Here is a 23,324-nt window from a genome sequence, read left to right on the forward strand (position 1 = left end):
AGCTCAGGGCTTGACGTCCACGGGCTCCCAGTCGACGACGCGGGCGCCCACGGCGTCCAGGAGGGGCCGGTCGTGGGAGACGGCGAGCAGCCCGATCCCGGCCGCCCGGCAGTGCCCCAGCAGGAGGTCCCAGATGCCCACCTGCGTGACGGCGTCCAGGCTGGCGGTGATCTCGTCGGCGACCAGGTAGCGCGGCCGGGCCAGCAGCGCCCGGGCCAGGTTGACCCGCTGCAGCTCGCCGCCGCTGATCTCGTGCGGGTGGCGGTCCAGCCAGCTCGGCGCGACGAGCCGCCGGTCCAGCGCGGCGACGTCGTCGTCCGGAGCGCCCGTGGCGGCGAGCACCTGGCGCACCGTCCAGCGGGGATCCATCGCGCGCTCGGGGTGCTGGAGCACCAGCTGCACCGGGTGCGGCCCGCGCCCGGCCCTCGGCAGCTGCCCGTCCACGGTCACCCGGCCGCGGACCGGCTCGGCGAAGCCGGCGAGCACCCGGGCGAGGGTGCTCTTGCCCCCGCCGCTCGGCCCGCACAGCCCCACGACCTCCCCGGCCCCGACGCGGAGGTCCACCCCGGCCAGGACCCATGGCTGCCCGGTGCCGTAGCGGAACCAGACGTCGTCGGCGTGCAGCATCAGGCCTCCACCGCCGCGGGCGGCCGGAAGCCGTTGACCGGCAGCGCCTGCCAGAGCGCGCGGGTGTACGGGTGCTGGAGCTGTGCGCCGTCACCGGTGAAGGCCTGCGGGTCGGCGACGTCGACGGTGCGCCCGTCGCGGCAGATGACCACGCGGTCGGCCACCTCGAGGGCGGCCAGCAGCTCGTGGGTGACCAGCACGACCGCACCGCCGTCGTCGGCCATCGCGCGGAACTCCGCGAGGGTGGACCGGACGGTCGCGGCCGGCAGGCCGCTGGTCGGCTCGTCGGCCACCAGGAGCCGGGGGCGGCCCATCGTGGCCATGGCGACCAGCACGCGCCGCGCCATGCCGCCGGAGAGCTCGTGCGGGTACCGGTGCAGCACCTCGGGCCCCAGGCCGCGGCGGGCCAGCGCCGCCTCTGCGGCCCGGCGCGCGTCCGGACGACCGGCCAGCCGGGCCGACCGCTGCACCTGGCGGCCCACCCGGCTGAGCGGGTCGAGGAAGCTCACCGACTGCGGCAGCAGCGCGATCTCCCGCCCGGCCACCTCCCTGCGCCCGGCCGGGTCGACCTCCACGCCGTCGTAGGTCACCGTCCCACGCTCCAGCGCGTTCGGCGGCAGCAGCCCGAGGACGGCGTGCGCCAGCAGCGACTTGCCGGCGCCGCTGGCCCCGACCAGCGCGACGACCTCGCCCGGCGCTGCGGTCAGGTCCATGCCGGCCAGCGCGGTGACCGTGCGGCGGCGCAGGCCACGCTCGTACTGGACGAAGTCCACCTCGAGGTCGCGCACCTCCAGCAACGTGCTCACAGGTGGGCGCTCCGCGGGTCCAGCAGCGCCCGGATGTTCTCGCCGATCGTGTCGACCAGCTTGACCACGACCAGCAGGCACAGGCCAGGCAGCACCGCCAGCCACCAGGCGCCGGCGCTGAGGTAGCGCATCGACTCGGCCAGCAGCACGCCGATCGAGGGCTCGCCGGGGTCGACGCCGAGCCCCAGGAAGGAGAGCGCCGCCTCGTGCAGGATCGCGTGCGGGAAGAGCAGGACGGCGCCCACGAGGAAGTGGCCCGTGAGGTGCCCGGCCAGGTGGTGGCGGGCGATCCAGCCGCGGCCGCGCCCGAGCTGCCGGGAGACGGCGACGTAGTCCGACGAGACGATCTCCCGCGCCCGGCCGCGCAGCACCCGGGTGAGCGTCGGCCAGTGGGTGAGGGCGACGGCGAGGACGGCGGCCTCGGTGCCGCCACCGAAGACGAACGCCAGCAGGATCAGCAGCACCAGGTGCGGCAGCGCGAGGAAGAGGTCGACCAGCCAGCTCACCGCCCGGTCGACGACGCCGCCGAACACCGCCGCCGCGGAGGCCAGCACCAGCGCGATGACGGCGGAGATCAGCGCCGCCGTCGTCCCCACCACGAGGCTGAGCCGCAGCCCCGCCAGGACGCGCGCCAGCAGGTCGCGGCCCAGCGGGTCGGTGCCGAACAGGTGCGCGGTCGAGGGACCGAGGTTGCGGTCGGCCAGCGCCGTGGTCGAGGCGGCGTCGCCCGCGAGGCCGCCGGCGACGAAGACGCCGAGCACGACCAGCGACGAGACCGCGACCCAGGCGAGGGTCCGGCGGCGGCGGTCCCCCAGGAACCGGGCCCGGGCGGCGGGCTCGGCGACGACGGCGCTCATCGCACCGCCTGCCCGACGACGGCGGGGTCGGACGAAGCAGCCGGCCGGTGGTCCCCGACCTCCGGCGGCCCGTACGGGGCGGCCTTGGCACGCCGACCCCGCCGGGCGGCGGCGAGGTCCGTGGTGACCCGCGGGTCGAGCCGGGCGTGGACGAGGTCGCCGAGCTGGTTGCCGACGAAGACGAAGACGGTGGTGAACAGGACGATGCCGAGGAGCAGCGGGACGTCCTGGCCGAGTGCGGCAGCGGTGGTGGCGGCGCCGAGCCCGGGATAGGAGAAGACCTGCTCGGCGAGGACCGCGCCGCCGAAGAGCTCGCCGAGCGAGCTGAACTGCAGCAGCACGGCCGGGGCGGCGGCGTTGCGCAGCACCCGGTGGAGGACGACCCCGGGCACCGACTCCCCCTGCGCGCGGGCGAAGGCGACGTAGTCGCTGGCCAGCGCCTCGACCACGGCGTACCGGGTGTGCAGCACGACCGGGGCGACGCCCACGATCGACAATGTCAGCGCCGGGAGGACCAGGTGGTGCAGCCGGTCGAGGAGGGTGACGTCCTCGGCGAGCGTGCCGACCGGGACCGCGCAGCACACCGGTGTCCAGCCCAGCTGCACGGAGAAGACGTAGAGCAGCAGCAGCCCCACCCAGAACGTGGGCGCGGAGGCCAGCGTGTAGGCCCACCAGCAGATCGCCCGGTCGGTGACCCGCCCCTGGCGGACGCCGGCGAGCACGCCGAGCGCGAACCCGAACAGCCCGGAGAGCAGCCACGCGGTCGCCATCAGCGCCAGGCTGGCGAGGAAGCGCTCTCCGATGACCTCCGCGACCGGCTGGTTGAAGGTGAGCGAGCGGCCCAGGTCGCCCTGGACGAGGTTGCCCAGCCACGCGCCGAACCGCTCCAGGGGCGGCTCGTCCAGCCCCCAGCGCTCGGCGATCAGCGCCCGCTGCTCGGGCCCGACGGCAGCGATGTCCCCGCCGACGTAGGCGTCCACCGGGTCGACCGGCGAGTTGACCATGAGCGCGAAGGAGGCGGTGGCGACCGCGGCGAGCAGCAGGGCCAGCCGCACCAGCCGGCCGGCCACCCCGCGCACGGCCCGGCTCAGCAGCTCCACTGCCAGTCCGCGATGCCCGCGGTGATCGGCCAGCCGTGCCCGTGCGGCTCGATCCGCGGGGTGCCCAGGTCGAGGCACTCGTCGACGAAGTAGGTGTGGTCGAGGTTGACCAGCCACGCCCAGGCGGCGTCCCCGGTCGGCCCGAAGCCGGTGCCCTCGCCGTCGTACTGGGCGGCCTTCCAGTGCGGGATCGCGGCGTCCTGGTCGGGCGCGGTCATCGCCGCTTCCAGGTCTGCGTCGACCTCGGGGTTGGCGTAGTAGCCCGGGTTCCAGTACTCGACGCCGGCCTGCGTCGACGAGTAGAGGTTGTACATCTCGGTCGGGTCGAGGCTGCCCCACCCGAAGAGGACGGCGTCGGCGTGCAGCCGCTGGTCGATGACGTCCCAGCTGGCACCGTCGGCGGTGACGTCGACACCGACCGGGGCGAGCATGTCGACGACGGCGAGGGCGAGCGCCTGCCGCAGCGTGTCGCCGGCCGGGTAGAGCAGGGTGAACGCGGCCGGGACGCCGTCGCGCTCGCGGACGCCGTCGCCGTCGCCGTCCACCCAGCCGGCCTCCTCGAGCAGCTGCGCGGCGCGCGCCGGGTCGGCGTCGGTGATCGCCGCCGCGGGCTCGTCCCAGGGCAGCCCGTCCACCGGTCCGGTCGCCGGCGAGCCGTAGCCCTCCAGCACGCCGTCGACGAGGGCCGCCCGGTCGACCGCGTGGTTGACGGCCTGGCGCACGGCCCGGTCGGAGGTGACGTCGTCGCCGATCGGCCGGCCGTCGTCGGTGGTCCGGCCCTCGTCGGGCGGAAACGGGAACATGATGCCGCGGTTGTCGACCGACTGGACGGCGACCAGCTCCATGCCGGGGACCTGGGTGGTGGCCAGCTGCGCGGGGACGGCGGCCATGTCGACCTGCCCCGCGGTCGCGGCGGCCAGCGAGGTGTCCTCGCCGGTGAACTGGAAGACGAGGCGCTCGAAGGCCGGCTGCTCCCCGTAGTAGTCGTCGTTGCGCTCGACGATGAGCTGCTGGCCCTCGTCCCACTGCACGAGGGTGTAGGGGCCCGAGCCGACCGGGTTGCGCGCGTAGTCCGGGCCGTGCGCGTGCTCGGGCACGATGCCCAGCGAGACCAGCCGGTTGACGAAGGTGCTCTGCGGCCGCTCCAGGCGGAGCTCGACGGTGTCCTCGTCCACGGCGACGGCCTCGGCCAGCGCGGTGACGTCGGTCAGGCCGCCGCTCTCGCTCGCGGTGGTGAAGGTGTAGGCGACGTCGTCGGCGGTGACGGGTTCGCCGTCGGTGAAGCGGGCATCGGTGCGGAGGTCGACGGTCCACACCAGGCCGTCGTCGCTGACCGACCAGCCGGTGGCCAGGTCGGGGACGACGTCGAGGTCCGCGTCGCGGGTCAGCAGCGTGGACTGGAACAGCGGCGAGCCGTACCGGCCCCAGCCGAGCGTGGGGTCGTAGCCGTCGTCGGGCTCCCCGCCGATCGCCAGCCGCAGCTCGGTGGGCGCGGCGAAGCCGGCAGCCCCCGTACCGCCGGCGGCCCCGGCGCAGCCGGCGAGCAGCACCGCCGACGCGCCGACGGCAACCGCCTTCCGGACCGCTCCCCGCCGTGCGCGCACGCGACGTCCTCCCGCTCCGACGGCGAGCCGCGCCGGGTGCGCGTCCTGCCGCAGCCGAGGTTATTGCAAACTCCTCGCAAGAGGCCATCCAGGGTTGCGGATCGCAACCGACGGCTCAGCGGGCCCGCTCATCGACGGCGGAGCGAGGCGGCGGGGGCGGCGCACATCGGGCCGCTACGACGGCAGCGGCAGCGGGCGCGCTACGCTCGTCGCGGCTCGGCAGCCCGGTATATCTCGATCCCCGCGGCTCCGATGTCGAGGGAGCAACTCCCTCGCGCCGCCACGCGGGTGTAGCTCAATGGTAGAGCCCCAGCCTTCCAAGCTGGCCATGCCGGTTCGATCCCGGTCACCCGCTCCACACCTTCTCGCAGGTCAACCGGCCCGCAGGCCTACTGCAGAAGGCAGACCGCGCGGTGGAACACCGGGCCGGTCAGGTGGGGAACTCCGGAGCACCGGCGCGAGCGCGTCCGGAGGAGACATGTGCCCTGGCCGGGCACGGTCAGGTGGCGACCGTGGGCCAGGGTCCTGTCGGTCGCCCCCGACGGCGCCCATGGGGGCTGCGGGCACTTTGCGGCAGCGACCAGCTCTCGGGGAACTGCGGCACGCCCCTATGCGCCGGGGCCGGGCCGCGCGGTGAGGACCACGTCGACGTCACGCTCCTGTCCGTCCGGCGAGCGGACCGTCACCGTGACCCTGTCTCCGGGATCGCGGGCGCGCAGCGCCGCCAGCACGTCCTCGGGGGCGGTGGTGGGCGATCCGTCGACGGCGACGACCAGGTCCCCGGGCGCGATCCCCGCCTGCGCTGCGGGACTGCCCGGCACCACGGCCGCGACGATCACGGCGTCCGTTCCCGGGACACCGAACTGCTCGGCGATCTGCGGGGTGAGCGGGGCCGGAGCGATCCCCAGGAAGGCGTGCTCCGCCTGCCCGTCCTCCCTCAACTGCTCCACCACATCGGTAACGGTGGCTGACGGGATCGCGAACCCGAGGGACACCGCCCCGGCTTGCGGAGGGATGTACGCCTCGTTGATCCCGATGACCTCGCCGTCGCCGTCCACCAGCGCGCCGCCGCTGTTGCCGGGGCTGATCGCGGCGTCGGTCTGGATGAGGTCCACCAGCGCCTGGGTCCGGCCCGCACTGCCGGGGATCTCCCGTTGCAGCCCGGAGACCACCCCCGCGGTCACCGTGCTCTCGAAGCCGAGCGGGCTGCCGATCGCGATCACGAGCTCCCCGATCCGGGGCAGCTCTGACTGGAACCGGGCCGCGGGGAGGTCACCGCGGTCGGAGCGGACGAGCGCGAGGTCGGTGACGACGTCCGTGGCCACCACCGTGCCGGGTGCGCGCTGACCGTCGGCGAACGCGACCTCCACCGTCGTCGCTCCGCGCACCACGTGCTCGTTCGTGACGATCAGCCCGTCCTCGTCGTACACGACCCCGCTCCCGTTGCCGGTGGCGGTCAGGATGGTGACCACGCTGGGCTGCACCCGCGCCGCCACCTCGGGCACGACCGCGAGCGTGCCGGCCTGACCGGCGGGTGCCACGGGGGTGGCGCCGCCGCCCGCGACCTCGGCGGGCGTGCCGGTCGGTCCGGTGCAGCCGGCGCCGACGACCGCCGCCACCACCAGGAGGCAGGGACCCCGCCGGCTCCGCCTCGCCATGTCCTCGCACCTCCTCGCCTGCCGGCGCGCCGGAGGGCCCGCCGCCGCAGCGTCGGCGAACGGGGGTGCCACCCTCCGCTCCGACGTCACGGCGGACCGGTGGGGAGCAACGCCGCTCCGCGCCTGCGCCTCTACGGATGCACCGACAAGGATCGCCGATGCGCCGGAGGCAGGAAAGCCCACCGCGAAGAGGACGGCGGGACGGACACCACCACGCTCGTGCCCCACCGCTGCCGTCCCCCGGCGGGGCGCCGGCGGGGACGGGAGGTCACGCCGGGTGCGCCGCCCCGCGCCGACCGACGCGGTGACAGCGGATGTTCCGGCGAGCCCGGAACGCCGTCGGAGGCGTCGGCCGGAAGGTCACCTCGCCCGGTGCCTGGAGGGCGTGACGGGAGCCGAGCGGCGGGCGCGAGAGTTGTGGGGCGCCGTCGCGGGACCTCGTGCCCGACCGTGCACGCCCGCCGACGGGTCTCCCGTAGCGTGAAGGTATGAGCCACGCACACCCTGAGCTGCGCCCGCCTCGGCCGCTACCCGACGGAGGGCTGCGGGTGGTGGCCCTGGGTGGTCTCGGTGAGATCGGCCGGAACATGACCGTGCTGGAGCACGCCGATCGCCTGCTGATCGTCGACTGCGGCGTGCTCTTCCCCGAGGAGCACCAGCCCGGGGTCGACGTGATCCTCCCGGACTTCACCGCCATCCGGGACCGCCTGGACGACGTCGAGGCGCTCGTGCTGACCCACGGGCACGAGGACCACATCGGGGGCGTGCCGTACCTCCTGCGGGAGCGTCCCGACATCCCCGTGGTGGGCTCGCGGCTCACCCTCGCGTTCATCGAGGCCAAGCTCAAGGAGCACCGGATCCGGCCGGTCACCCGGCAGGTGAGCGAGGGCGACCGGGCCGCGTTCGGCCCCTTCGACTGCGAGTTCGTCGCCGTCAACCACTCCATCCCCGACGGGCTCGCCGTCGCGATCCGCACCGGCGCCGGCCTGGTCGTGCACACCGGCGACTTCAAGATGGACCAGTTCCCGCTGGACCGGCGGATCACCGACCTGCGCGCGTTCGCCCGGCTGGGCGAGGAGGGCGTGGACCTCTTCCTCACCGACTCCACCAACGCCGACGTCCCCGGCTTCACCACGTCCGAGGCCGAGCTCACCCCGGCCATCGAGACGGTGTTCCGGACCGCGCCCCGCCGGGTCATCGTGTCCAGCTTCGCCAGCCACGTGCACCGCATCCAGCAGGTCCTCGACGCCGCGCACGCCCACGGCCGCAAGGTCGCCTTCGTCGGCCGCTCCATGGTCCGCAACATGGGCATCGCCAAGGACCTCGGCTACCTCACCGTGCCGCCCGGCCTGCTGGTGGACATGAAGGAGCTCGAGAAGCTGCCGCCCGAGAAGGTCTGCCTGATCTGCACCGGGTCGCAGGGCGAGCCCATGGCGGCCCTGTCGCGCATGGCCAACCGCGACCACGTCATCCGCATCGCCGACGGTGACACCGTGCTGCTGGCCAGCTCGCTCATCCCCGGCAACGAGAACGCCGTCTACCGGATCATCAACGAGCTGACCCGGTGGGGCGCCAACGTGGTGCACAAGGGCAACGCCAAGGTGCACGTCTCCGGGCACGCCAGCGCCGGCGAGCTCTCCTACGTCTACAACCTGGTCAAGCCGCGCAACGTCATGCCCGTGCACGGCGAGTGGCGGCACCTGAAGGCCAACGCCGAGATCGCCGTCCGCACCGGCGTGCACCCGCGTGGTGTGGTCATCGCCGAGGACGGCGTCGCCGTCGACCTCCACGAGGGCAGGGTGCGGATCGCCGGCAAGGTCCCCGCCGGCTACGTCTACGTCGACGGCACGGACGTCGGTGGCGCCACCGAGGCGCACCTCCGCGACCGGCGCACCCTGGCCCAGGAAGGCGTCATCACGGTCGTGGCGATCGTCGACGCCGACACGGGCCGCCTCGCCGAGGAGCCCGACTTCCTGGCCCGCGGCTTCGTCCACGACGAGACGACGTTCGACGGCGTCGTCCCGCTGATCGAGAAGGCGCTGGCCAAGGCCGCCGAGGAGGGCGTCGGAGGAGCCGTCCAGCTCGAGCAGCTGATCGCCCGGGCCGTGGGCCGCTGGGCGGACAGGGCCTTCCGGCGCAGCCCGCTGGTCATCCCGATCGTCATCGACGCGTAGGAGGACCCACCCGGGCAGGCGGTGGCGGTCCGTCGGCCCGGTCACCCGTGGTCGGGACCCGGAGGATCGCCCGCCCCGGGGCGGTCGCTGCTGCGCGCGCGGCCGCCCCGGGTCACCACCGAACTAGGGAGTCAGGCCGGCCGGCCCCGCATCCGCCGGTACTCCGCCACCAGCGCAGCCGTGGACGCGTCCTGCTCCACCGCGACCGGCTCCCGGCTGGTCAGCGCGGGTGCCAACTCGCGGGCCATCACCTTGCCCAGCTCGACCCCCCACTGGTCGAAGGAGTCGATCTGCCAGACCACGCCCTGGGTGAAGACGACGTGCTCGTACAGGGCCACCAGCTGCCCCAGCGCTGAGGGAGTCAGCCGCGGGGCGAGGATCACCGTGCTCGGCCGGTTGCCGGGCATCACCTTGTGGGGCACCAGCGCCGACGGGGTGCCGTCGGCGGCCACCTCCTCGGCGGTGCGGCCGAAGGCGAGCGCCGCCGACTGGGCGAACATGTTCGCCATCAGCAGGTCGTGCATCTCGCCGATGTCGTGGCTCGGCTCGCCGAAGCCGATGAAGTCGGCGGGGACCAGCGTCGTCCCCTGGTGCAGCAGCTGGTGGAAGGCGTGCTGGCCGTTCGTCCCCGGCTCGCCCCAGTAGACCTCACCGGTCGCGGTGTCGACCGGCTGCCCGTCCGCGCGCACGGACTTGCCGTTGCTCTCCATCGTCAGCTGCTGCAGGTAGGCCGGCAGCCGGGACAGGTACTGGCTGTAGGGCAGGACGGCGTGGCTCTGGGCGTCGAAGAAGTCGCGGTACCAGACGTTGAGCAGGCCCAGCAGCACCGGGACGTTGGCCTCCAGCGGAGCGGTGCGGAAGTGCTCGTCGACGGCGTGGAAGCCGGCGAGCATCTCGTCGTACGCCTGCGGGCCGATCGCCACCATCAGGGACAGGCCGATGGCGGAGGTGAAGGAGTACCGCCCGCCGACCCAGTCCCAGAACTCGAACATGTTCGCCGGGTCGATGCCGAACTCCCGCACGGCCTCGGTGTTCGTCGACACGGCCACGAAGTGCTTGGCGACCGCGGCGTCGTCTGCGCCCAGCCCGCGGAGCAGCCAGTCACGGGCGACCGTGGCGTTGGTCAGCGTCTCCAGCGTCGTGAAGGTCTTGGAGCTGACGACGACCAGGGTCTCCGCGGGGTCCAGGTCCCGAGTGGCCTCGGCGAAGTCGGTGGGGTCGATGTTGGAGACGAAGCGGACGGCAAGATCCCGGTCGGCGTAGGCCCGCAGCGCGGTGTACGCCATCGCCGGGCCGAGGTCGGAGCCGCCGATCCCGATGTTGACCACCGCCCGGATCGGCCGCCCGGTGTGCCCGCGCCACTCCCCCGAGCGCACGCGCTCGGCGAACCCGCGCATCCGGGCCAGCACCTCGTGCACGTCCCGCACGACGTGCTGGCCGTCGACCACCAGGTCCTCGTCCGCCGGCATGCGGAGCGCGACGTGCAGCACGGCGCGGTCCTCGGTGGTGTTGACGTGCTCGCCACGGAACATGGCCGCGATCCGCTCGGGCAGCCCGGCGCGCTCGCCGAGAGCGATCAGCAGCCGCAGCGTCTCGTCGGTGACGCGGTGCTTGGACCAGTCGACGTGCAGGTCGCCGACGCGGCCGGTCAGCCGCCGGCCGCGGCCGGGATCGTCGGCGAAGAGGTCGCGGAGGTGGGTGGCGGCGAGCTCCCGGTGGTGCTCGGTGAGCGCACGCCACTCGGCTGTCGCGGTGATGTCCATGCTGGCTCCTGCTCCTCAGGACGACGTGGGTGGTGCGGTCGTGGTGCCCGCCGTCGCGTCGGGTGACGCCACCGCACGGCCGGCTCACCGCGCGACTGCTGCCGCCGCCTCACCGGATCGGCGTCGCGCACTCCCTCCGGCGGGGCCGGCACCGGTTGCATGCTCTATGAAGGGGACGTGACAGCAACTCCTCGAGGCGACCTGATGCAGATCGGGCAGGTCGCCGAGCGCACCGGCCTGAGCCTGCGGACGATCCGCTTCTACGAGGAGAACGGTCTGGTCGTCCCCACCGCGCGCTCCGACGGCGGGTTCCGGCTCTACAGCGCGGCCGACGTCGCCCGGCTCGACCTGGTCAAGCGGATGAAGCCGCTGGGCTTCACGCTGGAGGAGATGCAGGAACTGCTCGAGCTGCTGCACGACCTCGAGGACGACGGCGCCGGCCGCCCCGAGCTGCTCGACCGGTTGCGGAGCTTCCACGAGGCCGCCACCGCGCGGGTGACGACGCTGCGGAAGCAGCTCGAGGTGGCGGAGAGCTTCGCCGGTGAGCTGGCCCAGCAACTCCGCTCCCGGACCGGGCCGCCATGAGCCTGCGGTTCGAAGAGCTGGACTGGAGCCCCAGCCCCATCGGTGAGGTGAGCCTCCGCCGCCGCCGGGCACCCGGCAGCGACGTCGACATCTACGAGGTGAAGCTCGACGACGAGTTCCTCATGTCCTCGCTCTTCACCGTGGCCGAGATCGAGCTCGCGCGGCTGGCCCTCGCCCGCCTGCCCGGCTCCGACCTCGACGTCGTCGTGGGAGGTCTGGGGCTCGGCTTCACGGCCCGGGCCGTGCTCGCCGACGAGCGCGTGAGAGAGCTGCTGGTGGTCGACGCGCTCGAGCCGGTGATCCGCTGGCACGAGCGCGGGCTGGTGCCGGTGGGCCCGGAGCTCACCGGCGACGATCGCTGCCGGTTCGTGCACGGCGACTTCTTCGCGATGACCGACGGCACCGGATTCGACCCGGACGCGCCGGACCGGGTGTTCGACGCCGTGGTCGTCGACATCGACCACTCTCCCCGGCACCGGCTGGCCCAGGGCGACGCCGGCTTCTACGACGTGGACGGGAGCCGCCGCCTGGCCGCGCGCATCCGGCCGGGCGGCGTCTTCGCGCTCTGGTCGAACGACCCGCCCGACGACGACTACCTGGCCGTGCTCCGGCGGGTCTTCGTGGACGTCTCCGCCGAGGTCGTCAGCTTCCCCAACCCCCTGCAGGACCGCAGGGCGACGAACTCCGTCTACCTCGCGACGACGGCCTCCTGACGCCCGGAAGCTCCATCCTCACGCGAGGGCAGGGTGGATGAGTGGCGCGCCACCGCTGGTCCCCGCCGCCGCTGTGATGCACCACGTGTCGATCGTCGGGAGCTTCTCGCGTCCGAGGCCGAACTGCTCGCCGCGTCGACGTACCAGGACCGCGTCCGGGGGGCGGGGCAGCCTAGAGCGACGGGTCCCCTTCGGGCACCTCGGTGTCGATCACCTCGGCCACCTCCGCGTCCTCGCCGGACAACCCCTCGGCCTGCTCGTGCTCGTCGTGGAACGCCAGCCACTGCATGCCGAGGGCTTCCCGCTGCTCGTCGTCGACGGCTTCTCGGAAGGGAGGGAAGTACTCCGTCTCCTCCTCGGCCATGTGGTCGGCGTTGACCTGTCGCGCGTTCCGTACCGCCGCCCACCACCCCTCGCTGCCGACCACGTGCTCCCCGACGGCGGCCGCGGCGTGCCGGATCTCGTTGTGGTCGTGCACGCCCTCCGCCGTCCCCTGCTCGTCGTCCGCCTCCTGGGCGAGCAGCGGGTAGAAGAGCCTCTCCTCGGCCACCGCGTGCACCTCGAGCTTGGCGTGCAACGCCTCCCAGGCGGCGGCGAGCTCGTCGGCGGGCAGGTCGTCGAGCGCGGTGAACTCCCGCCGGAAGACCTCGTGCTCGGCCAGGACCAGGGCGGTGATCTCGAAGTCGGACATGCCGGGCCTTCTACCCCCATCGACGGCAGCCACGCCGTTCACAGGGTGTACGCCCGCGCCGACACCGCAGGACGCGGACTTCGACCTCTGGAGCCCTCGGCACTCCATCGCTGCACCGCGGCGCATCGGGCGGCCGGGCCCTCGTCGGCTCGCGTCACGGCACCCGGGGCAAGCCAGGGACAAGTCCGCCACAAGGGGCACCACCGACGCTCGTCCACACAGCCGGGACGGACCCGGCCCTGCACCCGAGAGGCATCCGCCGTGGCACCGTCCCGTACCCCCCTGACCGGCCCGCTCCCGGCCGGCACGCCCGTCCTCGTCGTCGGCGCGACCGGCCAGGTCGGCCGTCAGGTCGTCGCCGCCCTGCTCGCGCGCGGCGCCACGGTCCGTGCTCTCCTCCGCGATCCCGAGGGCGCCGACGTGCCCGCCGGCGTCGAACGCGTCCGCGGCGACCTCCGCGACCCCGCGTCCCTGCGGGCGGCGCTGCGCGGTGCCGGGGCGGCGCTCTACGTCTCGCCGCACGAGACCGACGAGCGTGCCCTCGCCGCCGGCTTCGTGGCCGCGTGCCAGGCCGAGCGCGTCCGGATCGTCTTCGTCGGCGTCCACGTCCACGCCCGCAGGCGCTGGCAGGAGGCTCTGCTGCGCGTCGTCTTCGGTCGGATCCTGCCGCACTACCGCGGGAAGATCGCCCTCGCCCGCGACGTCGCCCGCTCGCCGCTGCGCCCGATCATGCTGGCCCCGTCCAACTTCATGCAGAACGACGAGGTGTTCGCCGAGGAGATCCGCGCCGGCCGGTTCGTGACGCCGCTCAGCGACAAGGGCGTCAACCGGGTCGATCTGCGTGACGTCGGTGAGGCCGCCGCCCGGGCGCTGGTCGACGGCGACGTGGCCCCCGGTTCCTACGACGTCGCCGGACCGCGCTCCGTCGGCGGCAGGGAGTCCGCAGCGGTGTGGGCGGAGGCCCTCGGGCGACCGGTGGTCTACCTCGGGGACGACGACGGGGTCATGGTGCGGACCTTCGCCCGCTACCTCGACGGGCCGCGTCTCGCCGACTGGACGGCGTCCTTCCGCGTGCTGCGCCGCATCTCCATGCCCACCTCGCGCCGGGGGCTCCGGACGACCCGGCAGCTGCTCGGCCGGGAGCCGCGGTCCTTCGACACCTACGTCCACGACACCGTCGCGGCGTGGCGGGCCGCCGGTCTGCTGGAGAGCTCACCGGACACCGCTCACAGCGTGGGCGCGTCCCCGGAGGTCGGCCTCACCCGGTAGCGCGGGCCTCCACCGTGGGGCGGCTGTCGTGGCCACTCCGCAGCACCTTGGTCATCGGCCGCCCCTTGGCGATCTCGTCGACGAGCTTGTCGAGGATGCGGATCTTGCGCATGAGGGGGTCCTCGACGTCTTCCACGCGGACTCCGCAGACGCTGCCGGTGATGAGCGCCGCGTGGGCCGTCATCGCCGGTGCGTGGTCGAAGAAGGTCGCGAAGTCGACCTCGTCCTCCAGCGCTGCGGCGAGGCCCGCGGCGTCGTAGCCGGTGAGCCAGCAGATCGCCTCGTCGACCTCCTCCCGGGTACGCCCCTTGCGTTCGACCTTGGCCACGTAGTGCGGGTACACGCTGGCGAACGGGGTGGTGAAGATGCGGTGTGCGGGCACGGCGGGGCTCCCGGTCTGCAGTCGCAGCGGCCTGGTGCCCCGGACGCTAGCCCGCCACGCCCCAGCTGGCCAGCAGCACGACCGGCGACGACGAGAGCCGCCCCAGCGAGCGGGAACACAGCCAGACCGCGTCGAGGTGTGGCGACCACGCCGCAGTGCTCACATGGCGACGTCCCGCCACGGAGCGCCGACAAGGACCTGGACGCGCGACGAAGTGCTGCCGCTGAGCCCACGGCAAGGCCACCCTCGGGCCTCGCCCCGGTGACATCAGCGGGGCCGCCTTCCCGGGCCGGGCCAGCGGGGAGGTCACGGCAGATCAGGAGGGATCCCAGCATGCCGAGCATCCGCGCAGCCATCGCCGCTGCCTTCGTCGCCGTCCCCTTCCTGACCGCACCGGCCCATGCCGGGGACGACTTCCCCGACGTCGTCTACACCAGCGACCGCGACGGCGACAACGAGATCTACCGGCTCCTCCCGGACGGCCGGACCGTGCAGCTGACCCACAACGACGTCCACGACGACGACGCGGTCTGGTCGCCCGACGGCCGGCGCTTGGCGTTCGTCAGCGACCGGGACGGGGACCTGGAAGTCTTCGTCATGGACGCCGAGGGCCGGAAGGTCCGCCAGCTGACGAGGAACAGCGCGACCCCGGGCACCCCCGCCGGCGACTTCTCCCCCGCGTGGTCGCCGGACGGGCGGCACATCGTGTTCGCCTCCGACCGGGACGGCGGGGAGACCGAGATCTACCGGATGCGCGCCGACGGCACGCGGCAGACCCGGTTGACCGAGACCGACCCGACCGTCAGCGACTACAGCCCTGCCTGGTCACCGGACGGCCGGCACATCCTGTTCGGCTCGACCCGGGCCGGCTTCTTCAACGCCGAGGTGTACCGGATGCGGGCGGACGGCACGCATGTGCGGCGGCTCACCGACACCCCGGACGGCGTCGACGACGACGGGGCGGAGTACTCGCCGGACGGGCGGACGATCGTGTTCAGCAGCAACCGCGGAGGCGACCGCGACCTCTACACCATGCGGGCCGACGGCCGCGACGTTCGCCGACTCGCGGGGATCCCTGCCGTCGACGAGTGGTTCCCGGCGTGGACGCCCGACGGCCGGCAGGTCGTGTACTGGTCGCTCTCCCTCGAAGGCACCTCCCCGGACACCGCGTGGATCGTCGAGCGCGACGGAGACGACCCGCGCCGGCTGACCGAGGGCGAGGCGAACGACAAGTTCCCGAACGTCGGGCCCCAGCGCGGTCGCTGACCGGCGCGGCCTTCCCTGCCACGCTGCGTCGGACCGCACGACGTGAGGCGGGAACCGATGTGACCAGGCGGGAGTCCCTACGTGGATGTACAACCAGGACCGACAGGCTCGGGCGTGGCCTGACCGCGCCGCCGGGCCAGCAGGTACATGCCGATCAGGGCGGCCGGCCAGAGGGCGGCCGCGACCACCGCCGGCGCCACCTCGGGCTCGCAGACCGTGGGCGCCAGCAACCGGGTGCCCAGCCGCTGCGCCAGCGCCTCCCCGCCCTCCTCCATCAGCTCACGGTGGTTCCAGACGAACACCGGGCGCCCGAGTGGCGAGAGCACCCGCATCCAGAGCAGCTGCGGGCGCACCTGCCAGTCGAAGGCCACGACCGAGCCGCCGTCGACCTCCCCGACCTCCCACCGGCCCTCGCCCCCGACCCGGCCGGTGACCGTCGTCCGCACGCCGCGCAGCGGGTCGTCCCGCAGCACCCGGGCCTCGAACTCCATCCGGTACGGCAGCCGGGTCCGGAACACGAACCGCCAGACCTCGCCGTCGCCGGACGGCACCCGCGTGACACTCTCCACCGACGGCCACCACTCCGGCCACGACTCGACGGCGCGCACGACCTCCCGCACCGCGGCAGGCGGCGCGGCGACCCGCCACTCGTCCCGGAACACGAACTCGGGCACCGGGGTCACCCGCCGACGGCGGCCGCGGCGGCCCAGGCGAGGTACTGGTGCACCAGCGCGACGGCGATCGCCCCCGCCCCCACCCCGGAGGCCACCCGCTTGACCGAGCCCGCCCGCACGTCACCAGCGGCGAAGACGCCCGGGACGCTGGTCTCCAGCAGCATCGGTGGCCGCTCCAGCGGCCACGCGGGGGAGGCGCCGTCGAGGTCCGGCCCGGTGAGCACGAACCCCGCCCGGTCCTTCGCCACCTCCGGCCCCAGGCACCCCGACGCCGGCTTCGACCCGATGAGCACGAAGACCGCGTCGGTCCGGAGCGTCTCCCGCTCGCCCGTGTCGAGGTCCTCGACGACGACCTCCTCCAGCACCTGCTCCCCGGACCCGTCCACCAACTGCACCCGGGAGCGGACGTCGATGTTCGGTGCCTCGTCGATCTCGTGCACCAGGTACTCCGACATCGTCGTGGCGAGCCCGCGGCGGACCAGGACCGTCACCCGGGCGGCGTACCGGGCCAGGTGCACCGCCGCCTGCCCCGCGGAGTTGCCCCCGCCGACCACCAGGACGTGCTTGCCCGCCATGGCCCGTGACTCGCTGACGGCCGCGCCGTAGAAGAGGCCGCGGCCCTGCATCGCCTCGAGGCTCGGCACCTCCAGGCGCCGCCACTCCGCGCCGGTGGCGACCACCACCGTGCGTGCCCGCAGCCTCGCGCCGTCGGAGAGGTGCACCCGGTGCTCCCCGTCCGTGCTCGACAGCCCGACCACGCTGCGCGACCAGACGAAGGTGGCGCCGAACGACCACGCCTGCTGGTACGCGCTGGCCGCCAGCCGGTTGCCGCTGATCCCCCGCGGGAAGCCGAGGTAGTTGCGGATCAGCGAGCTGGTGCCCGCCTGCCCGCCCATCGCCAGCGGCTCCACGACCACCGTGCGCAGGCCCTCGGAGGCGGCGTACACGGCGGCACTGAGCCCCGCGGGCCCGGCACCGACCACCACGACGTCGGCGAGCGTGCTCTCGTCCACCGCCTCCAGGACCCCGAACGCGGCGGCGATGTCCATAGCGCTGGGGTCGGTCAGCGCCGGCAGCTCCGGCCGGAACCGGAGGACGACGACCGGCAGCGCGGGCTCCTCCAGCCCCAGACCCGCCAGCAGTTCCTGCCCGTCCGGCGCGGCGGCGTCGTAGAAGCCGACCGGCACCCGGTTGCGGGTGAACATGTCGCGGAGCTCCTGCGAGCGGGCCGACCACCGCTCGCCGATCACCTGCACCGCCTCGTAGCCGGTGCCCTGCCGGCTGTCCCACTCGGCGAGCAGCTCGGTCACCGAGAGGTGGAAGTCCTCGTCGCCGGGGCGCTCCGGGCGGTAGAGCCACCCGTCCAGCCGGCCCAGCGTGATCGCCTCGAAGATCGGCGCTGCCGTCGCCAGATCGCCCCACCGCACGATGCAGGCACGCACCGCACCCGGCGCCAGGCCACCCGCCCGCGCCAGGACGTCGAGGCCGTCGGGGTCGGCCGGGCCCAGGCCCGCCAGAACCGCCGCAACCGGGATGCCCTCCTCCTGCAACTGCGCGACCCGGGGCCCGACGTGGTCCTCCGCGTCGCAGACCGCCACGGCGTAATCGGCCCCGTAGCGTCTGTCCAGCTCCGTCCCGACCTGGTCGCGCACCGGCGGGTCCCGGCTGACCAGGACCAGTGCCGCTCGCGGGGCGAAACCGCTGTCGGGCTCGTCGGCAGCCACATAGCATGCCTAGGGCGTCACCGCACGGGGGTCAAGGGACGTAGGGCTCGACGCCCGTCCGGTACTCCACCGCACCGAGGCCTGGTCATGACCGATCCGCTCGGCTCCCGCGCCGTGCTCCCCGGCACCCGCCTGATGCTGCAAGCCTTCACCGTTCTCACCCTGCTGGCGTTCGTCGCGCTGTTCCTCGGCTCGTCGCGCACCACCGACTACTTCGCCTGGACGATCGACCCACCGGCGACCGCAGCGTTCCTCGGCGCCGCGTACGCCGCCGGGTGCGTGCTCGTCGTGCTGTCGCTGCGCACCCCGGTATGGGCGCACGTCCGCATCCCGTTCGCCACGGTGCTGGTCTTCACCGTCCTCACCCTGGCGGCCACCCTGCTGCACCTGGACCGCTTCCACTTCGGGGCACCGGGCCTGGTGGCGAACGCGGCCGCCTGGTTCTGGCTCGCCGTCTACCTGGTGGTGCCGTTGGGGATGCTCGCGATGCTCGTCGGGCAACAGCGGCTCCCGTACCCCGATCCGCCGCTCCGGCTGGCGTTGCCCTCGGGTCTGGCCGCGGTGCTCGCGGTGCAGGGCGTGGTGTTCCTGGTCGTCGGCGCGGCCCTGTTCGCCGCGCCGGGCACGGGGTCCGCGCTCTGGCCGTGGGCGCTCACCCCGCTGACGGCCCGGGCGGTCGGGTCGTGGCTCCTCGCGTTCGGCGTCGGCATCGCACTGGCGCTGCGCGACCGCGACCTCGACCGCCTCCGGCTGGCCGCGGTGGCGTACGCGGTGTTCGGCGCGCTCGAGCTGGTCGTCCTGGCCCGCTACCCCGACGCCGTGCGGTGGGGTTCCCCCGCGACGTGGGTGTTCGTCGCCCTCATGGTCTCCACCCTGCTCAGCGCGGGGTACGCGCTGCGCCGCCTGCATGCGGCGTACCCGGTCGCGGCGGGGTCGGCGTGAGCCGGGCCCACCTGTGGCGCGGTGCGCTGGCGGGCTATGCCGCGAGCCGCACCATGGACGCCGCGACGGCGTGGTTCCACCGCCGGCAGGACGACGCCTCCCGGGCCCGGGAGGAGGAGATCGCCCCGGGCGGGGCGCTGGTGCAACTGGGCAAGCGGCTGGGCGCGGCCGCGGGCCGCGACCTCGACGACGAGGCGGCGGGCCGCATCGGGGTGGCCGTGCACCGGACGTTCGGGGTGGTCTACGGGATCACCGCCGCGGCCCTGGTCCGGCGGGGGGTGAGCCCGCTCGCCGCCGGGCTCGCCGTCGGTGCGGGGGCGTTCCTGCTGGTCGACGAGGGGACGTCGCTGCCCACGCTCACGGCCTACCCGCCGGTGAGCCACGCGCGCGGGGTCGTCGGGCACGCCACCTTCGGGCTGACCGCCGGCGTGCTGCTCGCGCTCGTCGAGAACGGCCGGCGGTGACCGGCCGGTGACCGCCCCCGGGCTACGCCGCCGGCCGCCCGAGCAGGGCGCGGCACACGAGGGTGAGGTCGACCAGCCCGACCAGCCGCCCCTCCTCCACCACGGGCAGGTGCTGCAGCCCGCCGGACAGCATCAGCTCCGCGGCGTCCACCACGGTCACGTCCGGGCCGACGGTGGCGGGCACGGGACGGTGCAGGTCGGTGATCCGGGTCTCCTCCGGGTTCCGGCCGTCGGCGACCGCCTGCGCGATGTCGGCGTCGCAGAGCAGCGCCACAGGATGGCGGCTCTCGGGGTCGCTGAGCACCACGAGGGCGCTGTCCCGCGCCCGTTTCATCAGATAGGCGGCGCCGGCGAGGTGGGCGGCGCTCTCCACGGTCGTGACCGGGGGGCGCATCACCTGGCCCACGGTGAGCCGTCCGGGGGGTGCGACCTCCGGTGGACGTGCGGCGGCAGGCTGCTCCGACATGGCGGCCCCTTCCAGGAGAGGTGGGGACGTCGGCATTGTGCCGTTGATGACCGGCCGGCGGGAGCCGCTCGTCGTGCCCGGCCCCGGGCGGAGGGAGAGGCGTGACCACCAGTGCACCCGTCGTCGTGGACAACCGGGGGGCCGGCCGCTTCGAGGCGCTGGTCGACGGCACGGTGGCCGGGTTCGCCGAGTACCGGCGACGGGGGTCTTCCGTCGCCTTCACCCACACCGTCGTCGACCCGGCGTTCGAGGGCCGCGGTGTGGGATCGGCGCTCGCCCGGGGAGCGCTCGACGCCGTGCGGGCCGACGGCGCGTCGGTCCTCCCGTTCTGCCCGTTCATCCGCGGCTGGATCCACCGCCACCCCGACTACGCCGACCTCGTGCCCGCGGAGCGCCGGGCGCAGTTCGCCCCCCGCTGACCGGCGGGAACCGATCCTCGCCGCCACCCCGTCCACCGGGCATGGACACCGTTCCTGCCACGCGCCTCCTCGCCTCCGCCGCGCTGATCCTGGTGCTGCTCGTCGGCTGCACCGGTCCCTCCGGCGGGGAATCGGACAGCGCGGACGGCGCCGGGGGCGCGGTCGCCCCCGTGACGGCCGTCCCGGGCAGCGACGAGGCCGCTCCCGACCGGGAGGTGGTCACCACCGCGGACGCCTCGCTCGCCGTCGACGACCCGGCGGAGGCTGCGCAGCGGGTGAGCGAGCTGGTGGAGTCCGCCGGCGGGCGCGTCGACGAGCGCGCCGTGCATGCCACCTCCGTCCAGGAGGGGGTCGAGGGCACGGTCGCCGCACTCGTGGTGCGCGTGCCGGCCGCGGCGCTGACCGGCGTCCTGGCCGACCTGGAGGAGCTCGGCGACGTCGGCAGCGTCTCGGTGTCCCGCTCCGACGTCACCGCCGCGGCGATGGACCTGGACGCCCGGATCACGGCGCTGCAGTCCTCCGTGGCGCGGCTGCTCGCCCTGATGGACGACGCCGCCACCACCGAGGCGCTGCTGGAGGCGGAGCAGGCGCTCTCCCAACGGCAGCAGGAGCTGGAGTCGCTGCAGTCCCGGCGGGCAGCGCTGGCCGACCAGGTCGAGCTGTCGACCCTGCGCGTGCACCTGGAGCCCTTCGGCGTCGCGCCCGCCGGCGGGCCGGACGGCTTCCTCGACGGGCTGGCCACCGGGTGGCGGTCGCTCGTGGCGGTCACCGGAGCGGCCGTCGTCGCGATCGGCGTCGTCCTGCCCTGGCTGGTGGTCGTCGCCCTGGTCGCCGCCGCCGTCCTGGTGCCGCTGCGCCGGTCGCGCCGGCGGGCGGCACCCCCGCCTCCGGCAGCGGCGACCGAGGGGTGAGCCACCTCACCGGCTCGTGAGCACGACGAGCTGCTGCGTCGCCCGGGTCATCGCCACGTAGCGGTCCACCGCTCCCCCGACTCCCGTCCCGAAGTCATCCGGGTCCACGAGGACGACGAGGTCGAACTCCAGCCCCTTCGCCAGCGACGGCGTCAGCGACCGCACCCGGGGACGCTCCGGAAGCGCCGGAGCCCCGATCACGCAGGCGACCCCCTCGGCGTGGGCGGCCAGCCACCCGTCCAGCACCGACCCCAGCTCCGCGACCGATCCGTGCGCGACCGGCACCCCGGTGCTGCGGACCGACGTCGGCACGTTGGCGTCCGGCAGCACCGCCCGGATCACCGGCTCCGCCTCCGCCATGACCTCCACCGGTGTCCGGTAGTTCACCGTCAGCGACATCCGGCGCACCTCGGCGAGCCCGACCCGGCGCAGCCGCTCCTCCCACGGCTCGGGGAACCCGTGCCGGGCCTGCGCCCGGTCCCCCACCACGGTGAAGCTCCGCGACGGGCAGCGCCGCACCAGCATCTGCCACTCCGCGTCGGTCAGCTCCTGGGCCTCGTCGACGACGACGTGCGCGAACGTGCCGGCCAGCGGATCGGCGTCCACCGCGGGGAGCTCGTCCTGGTCGACCAGGGCATCGCGCAGGTCGCCGTGCCGCAGGCTGGTCATCAGCAGGAGATCGGAGTCGTCGGCCGCGATGAGCTCGTCGATGACCGCCGACATGCGCTCGCGCTCCCGCGCCGCGACGGCCGCCTCCCGCTGCCGGCGCCGCACGGCCCCCGCGTCACCCAGCCGCATCCGCGCCGCGTCCAGCAGCGGCAGGTCGGCGACCGTCCACGCCTGCGGCTCGGTCCGCTGCAGAAGGCGCATCTCCTCGGTGCTCAGCTCGGGCGCGCACCGGCGCAGGTAGGCGGGCACCGACCACAGGTCACCCACGACCTCGCCGGCGTCCAGCATCGGCCACGCCCGGTCGAAGGTCGCCCGCAGCTCGCGGTCCTGCTCCAGCGCGGCGCGCACCTGGTCGGGGTCGAGGTCGGCGTCGTGCGCATCCACCAGGATCTCCAGCAGCGCGCCCCGCACCTGCTCGCGTGCCTCGTTGTGCGGCGTGCCCGGCTCGACCGCCCCGAACGCCTCCGCCCAGTCCGCGGCGGTCAGCCGGAGGTCGTCCCACGGCGTCGTCACCGTCGTCGCCCGGGCCGGCGGATCCTCGTAGAAGCGGACGGCCGCCTCGATCACCGCGCCCATCCGCGCCGATGCCTTGAGCCGGGCCACCTCGGGGTCGGCCTCGGGCGCGGCGCCGGCCCCCTCGGGCACCAGGTCGCGCAGCGTGCAGGTGCGCACCCCCTCCTCCCCCAGGCCGGGAAGGACGTCGGCGACGTAGGCCAGGTACGGCTGGTGCGGGCCGACGAACAGCACGCCACCGCCGCGGTGCCCGAGACGCGGATCGGAGTAGAGCAGGTAGGCCGCGCGGTGCAGGGCGACGACGGTCTTCCCGGTGCCCGGCCCGCCGTCGACGACCAGCGCGCCGCGGGAGCCGGCGCGGATGATCGCGTCCTGGTCGGCCTGGATGGTGCCGAGCACGTCACGCATCCGGGCCGACCGGTTCCCGCCGAGGCTGGCGAGGAAGGCGGACTGGTCGTCGAGGGCGGCGTGGCCCTCGAGCCCGTCCGGTGCGAAGACCTCGTCCCAGTAGTCGGTGATCCGGCCGCGGGTCCAGCGGTAGCGGCGGCGGCTGGCCAGCCCCATCGGGTCGGCGTGGGTGGCGGCGAAGAACGGCTCGGCCGCCGGCGAACGCCAGTCGACGAGCAGCCGGCGGCCGACGCCGTCGGTGAGGCCCAACCGCCCGACGTAGACCGGCTCCCCGCCGTCCGCGGGCACCACCCGCCCGAGGCAGAGGTCCAGGCCGAACCGGCGCAGGGTGCGCAGGCGGGTGGCGAGCCGGTGCACCTCCAGGTCGCGGTCCAGCGCCGCCTGACCGGCGCCGCCGGGCGCCGCCCGCTCGAAGGCCAGCCGCTCGGTGAGCTCGGCGATCGACCGCGCGAGGCTCGCGGCGATCAGGGCGAAGTGCCGCTCGTCGGCGGCGATCAGCGCGGGGTCGGCCTTGGCGGCGAGGTGGCCGGGGAGGTCGAAGGCACGGGTGGACACGGTCACGAACGGCTCCGATCCGGGGACGCCGCCGCGCCCGTCCGCGCGCGGTCAGCCGTCCCCGGCGGGCGAGTGTGCGGCCCG

22 protein-coding genes and 1 tRNA gene are annotated in these 23,324 nt (G+C 74.4%); 10 read left to right on the forward strand and 13 right to left on the reverse strand.

Features of this window, described 5'->3' with window-relative positions; translation table 11 throughout:
* Positions 1-3 precede the first annotated feature (3 nt).
* Genes ACI792_RS02720 through ACI792_RS02740 form a run of 5 tightly spaced genes read right to left on the reverse strand, consistent with a single transcriptional unit; the run spans position 4 to position 4,994 of the window.
* The gene (locus ACI792_RS02720; protein ID WP_456601211.1) at positions 4-627 is read right to left on the reverse strand and encodes an ABC transporter ATP-binding protein; all 624 of its coding nucleotides are present in this window, start codon (positions 625-627) and stop codon (positions 4-6) included.
* Positions 627-1,433 carry an ATP-binding cassette domain-containing protein gene (locus ACI792_RS02725; protein ID WP_456601212.1) on the reverse strand — a complete coding sequence of 269 codons (807 nt, stop codon included), beginning with the start codon at positions 1,431-1,433 and terminating at the stop codon, positions 627-629. The genes ACI792_RS02720 and ACI792_RS02725 overlap by 1 nt, the downstream gene beginning before the upstream one ends.
* A complete protein-coding gene (locus ACI792_RS02730; protein WP_456601213.1) occupies positions 1,430-2,290 on the reverse strand; it encodes an ABC transporter permease in 861 nt (286 codons plus the stop codon). Before ACI792_RS02730 ends, ACI792_RS02725 begins: the two co-directional genes overlap by 4 nt.
* Positions 2,287-3,390, reverse strand: a complete 1,104-nt coding sequence (locus tag ACI792_RS02735; RefSeq protein ID WP_456601214.1) for an ABC transporter permease — start codon at positions 3,388-3,390, stop codon at positions 2,287-2,289. The genes ACI792_RS02730 and ACI792_RS02735 overlap by 4 nt, the downstream gene beginning before the upstream one ends.
* Complete coding sequence (locus tag ACI792_RS02740; RefSeq protein WP_456601215.1) at positions 3,378-4,994, reverse strand: ABC transporter substrate-binding protein; 1,617 nt, start codon at positions 4,992-4,994, stop codon at positions 3,378-3,380. The genes ACI792_RS02735 and ACI792_RS02740 overlap by 13 nt, the downstream gene beginning before the upstream one ends.
* Before the next feature lie 284 nt (positions 4,995-5,278).
* Here ACI792_RS02740 and ACI792_RS02745 point away from each other — a divergent pair.
* A tRNA-Gly gene (locus ACI792_RS02745) sits at positions 5,279-5,352 on the forward strand.
* Between the two features lie 250 nt (positions 5,353-5,602).
* On the opposite strand, the gene ACI792_RS02750 is transcribed toward ACI792_RS02745, so the two are convergent.
* Positions 5,603-6,652, reverse strand: a complete 1,050-nt coding sequence (locus ACI792_RS02750) for a S1C family serine protease (RefSeq protein ID WP_456601216.1) — start codon at positions 6,650-6,652, stop codon at positions 5,603-5,605.
* A 488-nt stretch (positions 6,653-7,140) separates the two neighbouring features.
* On the opposite strand from ACI792_RS02750, the gene ACI792_RS02755 reads away from it, so the two are divergent.
* Positions 7,141-8,826, forward strand: coding sequence for a ribonuclease J (locus ACI792_RS02755; RefSeq protein ID WP_456601217.1), 1,686 nt, complete (start codon positions 7,141-7,143; stop codon positions 8,824-8,826).
* A 131-nt stretch (positions 8,827-8,957) separates the two neighbouring features.
* On the opposite strand, the gene pgi is transcribed toward ACI792_RS02755, so the two are convergent.
* Positions 8,958-10,589 carry a glucose-6-phosphate isomerase gene (pgi, locus tag ACI792_RS02760; RefSeq protein WP_456601218.1) on the reverse strand — a complete coding sequence of 544 codons (1,632 nt, stop codon included), beginning with the start codon at positions 10,587-10,589 and terminating at the stop codon, positions 8,958-8,960.
* 177 nt (positions 10,590-10,766) lie between these two features.
* Here pgi and ACI792_RS02765 point away from each other — a divergent pair, with 177 nt between their 5' ends.
* Both ACI792_RS02765 and ACI792_RS02770 read left to right on the forward strand, forming a co-directional pair.
* Positions 10,767-11,174 carry a MerR family transcriptional regulator gene (locus tag ACI792_RS02765; protein WP_456601219.1) on the forward strand — a complete coding sequence of 136 codons (408 nt, stop codon included), beginning with the start codon at positions 10,767-10,769 and terminating at the stop codon, positions 11,172-11,174.
* Positions 11,171-11,887, forward strand: coding sequence for a spermidine synthase (locus tag ACI792_RS02770; protein ID WP_456601220.1), 717 nt, complete (start codon positions 11,171-11,173; stop codon positions 11,885-11,887). The genes ACI792_RS02765 and ACI792_RS02770 overlap by 4 nt, the downstream gene beginning before the upstream one ends.
* Before the next feature lie 172 nt (positions 11,888-12,059).
* Here ACI792_RS02770 and ACI792_RS02775 read toward each other — a convergent pair whose 3' ends face one another.
* Positions 12,060-12,578, reverse strand: a complete 519-nt coding sequence (locus ACI792_RS02775) for a hemerythrin domain-containing protein (RefSeq protein ID WP_456601221.1) — start codon at positions 12,576-12,578, stop codon at positions 12,060-12,062.
* Between the two features lie 261 nt (positions 12,579-12,839).
* On the opposite strand from ACI792_RS02775, the gene ACI792_RS02780 reads away from it, so the two are divergent.
* Positions 12,840-13,847, forward strand: coding sequence for an SDR family oxidoreductase (locus ACI792_RS02780; protein WP_456601222.1), 1,008 nt, complete (start codon positions 12,840-12,842; stop codon positions 13,845-13,847).
* Here ACI792_RS02780 and ACI792_RS02785 read toward each other — a convergent pair.
* A complete protein-coding gene (locus ACI792_RS02785) occupies positions 13,837-14,229 on the reverse strand; it encodes a DUF2200 domain-containing protein (protein WP_456601223.1) in 393 nt (130 codons plus the stop codon). The two genes, ACI792_RS02780 and ACI792_RS02785, sit on opposite strands and share 11 nt — an antisense overlap.
* Before the next feature lie 333 nt (positions 14,230-14,562).
* Between ACI792_RS02785 and ACI792_RS02790 the strand changes: the two genes are divergently transcribed.
* Positions 14,563-15,495: a hypothetical protein gene (locus ACI792_RS02790; RefSeq protein WP_456601224.1), complete on the forward strand. Its 933-nt coding sequence runs from the start codon at positions 14,563-14,565 to the stop codon at positions 15,493-15,495.
* 77 nt (positions 15,496-15,572) lie between these two features.
* Here ACI792_RS02790 and ACI792_RS02795 read toward each other — a convergent pair whose 3' ends face one another.
* Positions 15,573-16,169, reverse strand: coding sequence for an SRPBCC family protein (locus ACI792_RS02795; protein WP_456601225.1), 597 nt, complete (start codon positions 16,167-16,169; stop codon positions 15,573-15,575).
* Positions 16,170-16,174: 5 nt separating this feature from the next.
* On the reverse strand, positions 16,175-17,893 hold the full coding sequence (locus ACI792_RS02800; protein WP_456601226.1) for an FAD-dependent oxidoreductase: 1,719 nt from the start codon (positions 17,891-17,893) through the stop codon (positions 16,175-16,177).
* Between the two features lie 87 nt (positions 17,894-17,980).
* Here ACI792_RS02800 and ACI792_RS02805 point away from each other — a divergent pair, with 87 nt between their 5' ends.
* Positions 17,981-18,835, forward strand: a complete 855-nt coding sequence (locus ACI792_RS02805) for a hypothetical protein (RefSeq protein ID WP_456601227.1) — start codon at positions 17,981-17,983, stop codon at positions 18,833-18,835.
* Positions 18,832-19,299 (forward strand): hypothetical protein, encoded by a 468-nt coding sequence (locus ACI792_RS02810; RefSeq protein ID WP_456601228.1) that lies wholly within the window; start codon positions 18,832-18,834, stop codon positions 19,297-19,299. The genes ACI792_RS02805 and ACI792_RS02810 overlap by 4 nt, the downstream gene beginning before the upstream one ends.
* Before the next feature lie 22 nt (positions 19,300-19,321).
* Here the strand turns inward: ACI792_RS02810 and ACI792_RS02815 are convergent, their stop codons facing one another.
* Positions 19,322-19,693, reverse strand: a complete 372-nt coding sequence (locus ACI792_RS02815; protein ID WP_456601549.1) for a CBS domain-containing protein — start codon at positions 19,691-19,693, stop codon at positions 19,322-19,324.
* A 173-nt stretch (positions 19,694-19,866) separates the two neighbouring features.
* On the opposite strand from ACI792_RS02815, the gene ACI792_RS02820 reads away from it, so the two are divergent.
* Together ACI792_RS02820 and ACI792_RS02825 are read left to right on the forward strand one after the other, a co-directional pair.
* Positions 19,867-20,184, forward strand: a complete 318-nt coding sequence (locus ACI792_RS02820; RefSeq protein WP_456601229.1) for a GNAT family N-acetyltransferase — start codon at positions 19,867-19,869, stop codon at positions 20,182-20,184.
* A gap of 41 nt (positions 20,185-20,225) precedes the next feature.
* On the forward strand, positions 20,226-21,095 hold the full coding sequence (locus ACI792_RS02825; RefSeq protein ID WP_456601230.1) for a DUF4349 domain-containing protein: 870 nt from the start codon (positions 20,226-20,228) through the stop codon (positions 21,093-21,095).
* Positions 21,096-21,101: 6 nt separating this feature from the next.
* On the opposite strand, the gene helR is transcribed toward ACI792_RS02825, so the two are convergent.
* The gene (helR, locus tag ACI792_RS02830) at positions 21,102-23,246 is read right to left on the reverse strand and encodes an RNA polymerase recycling motor ATPase HelR (protein WP_456601231.1); all 2,145 of its coding nucleotides are present in this window, start codon (positions 23,244-23,246) and stop codon (positions 21,102-21,104) included.
* Positions 23,247-23,324: the final 78 nt, after the last annotated feature.

This window comes from Blastococcus sp. SYSU DS0669 (genome assembly GCF_054050895.1).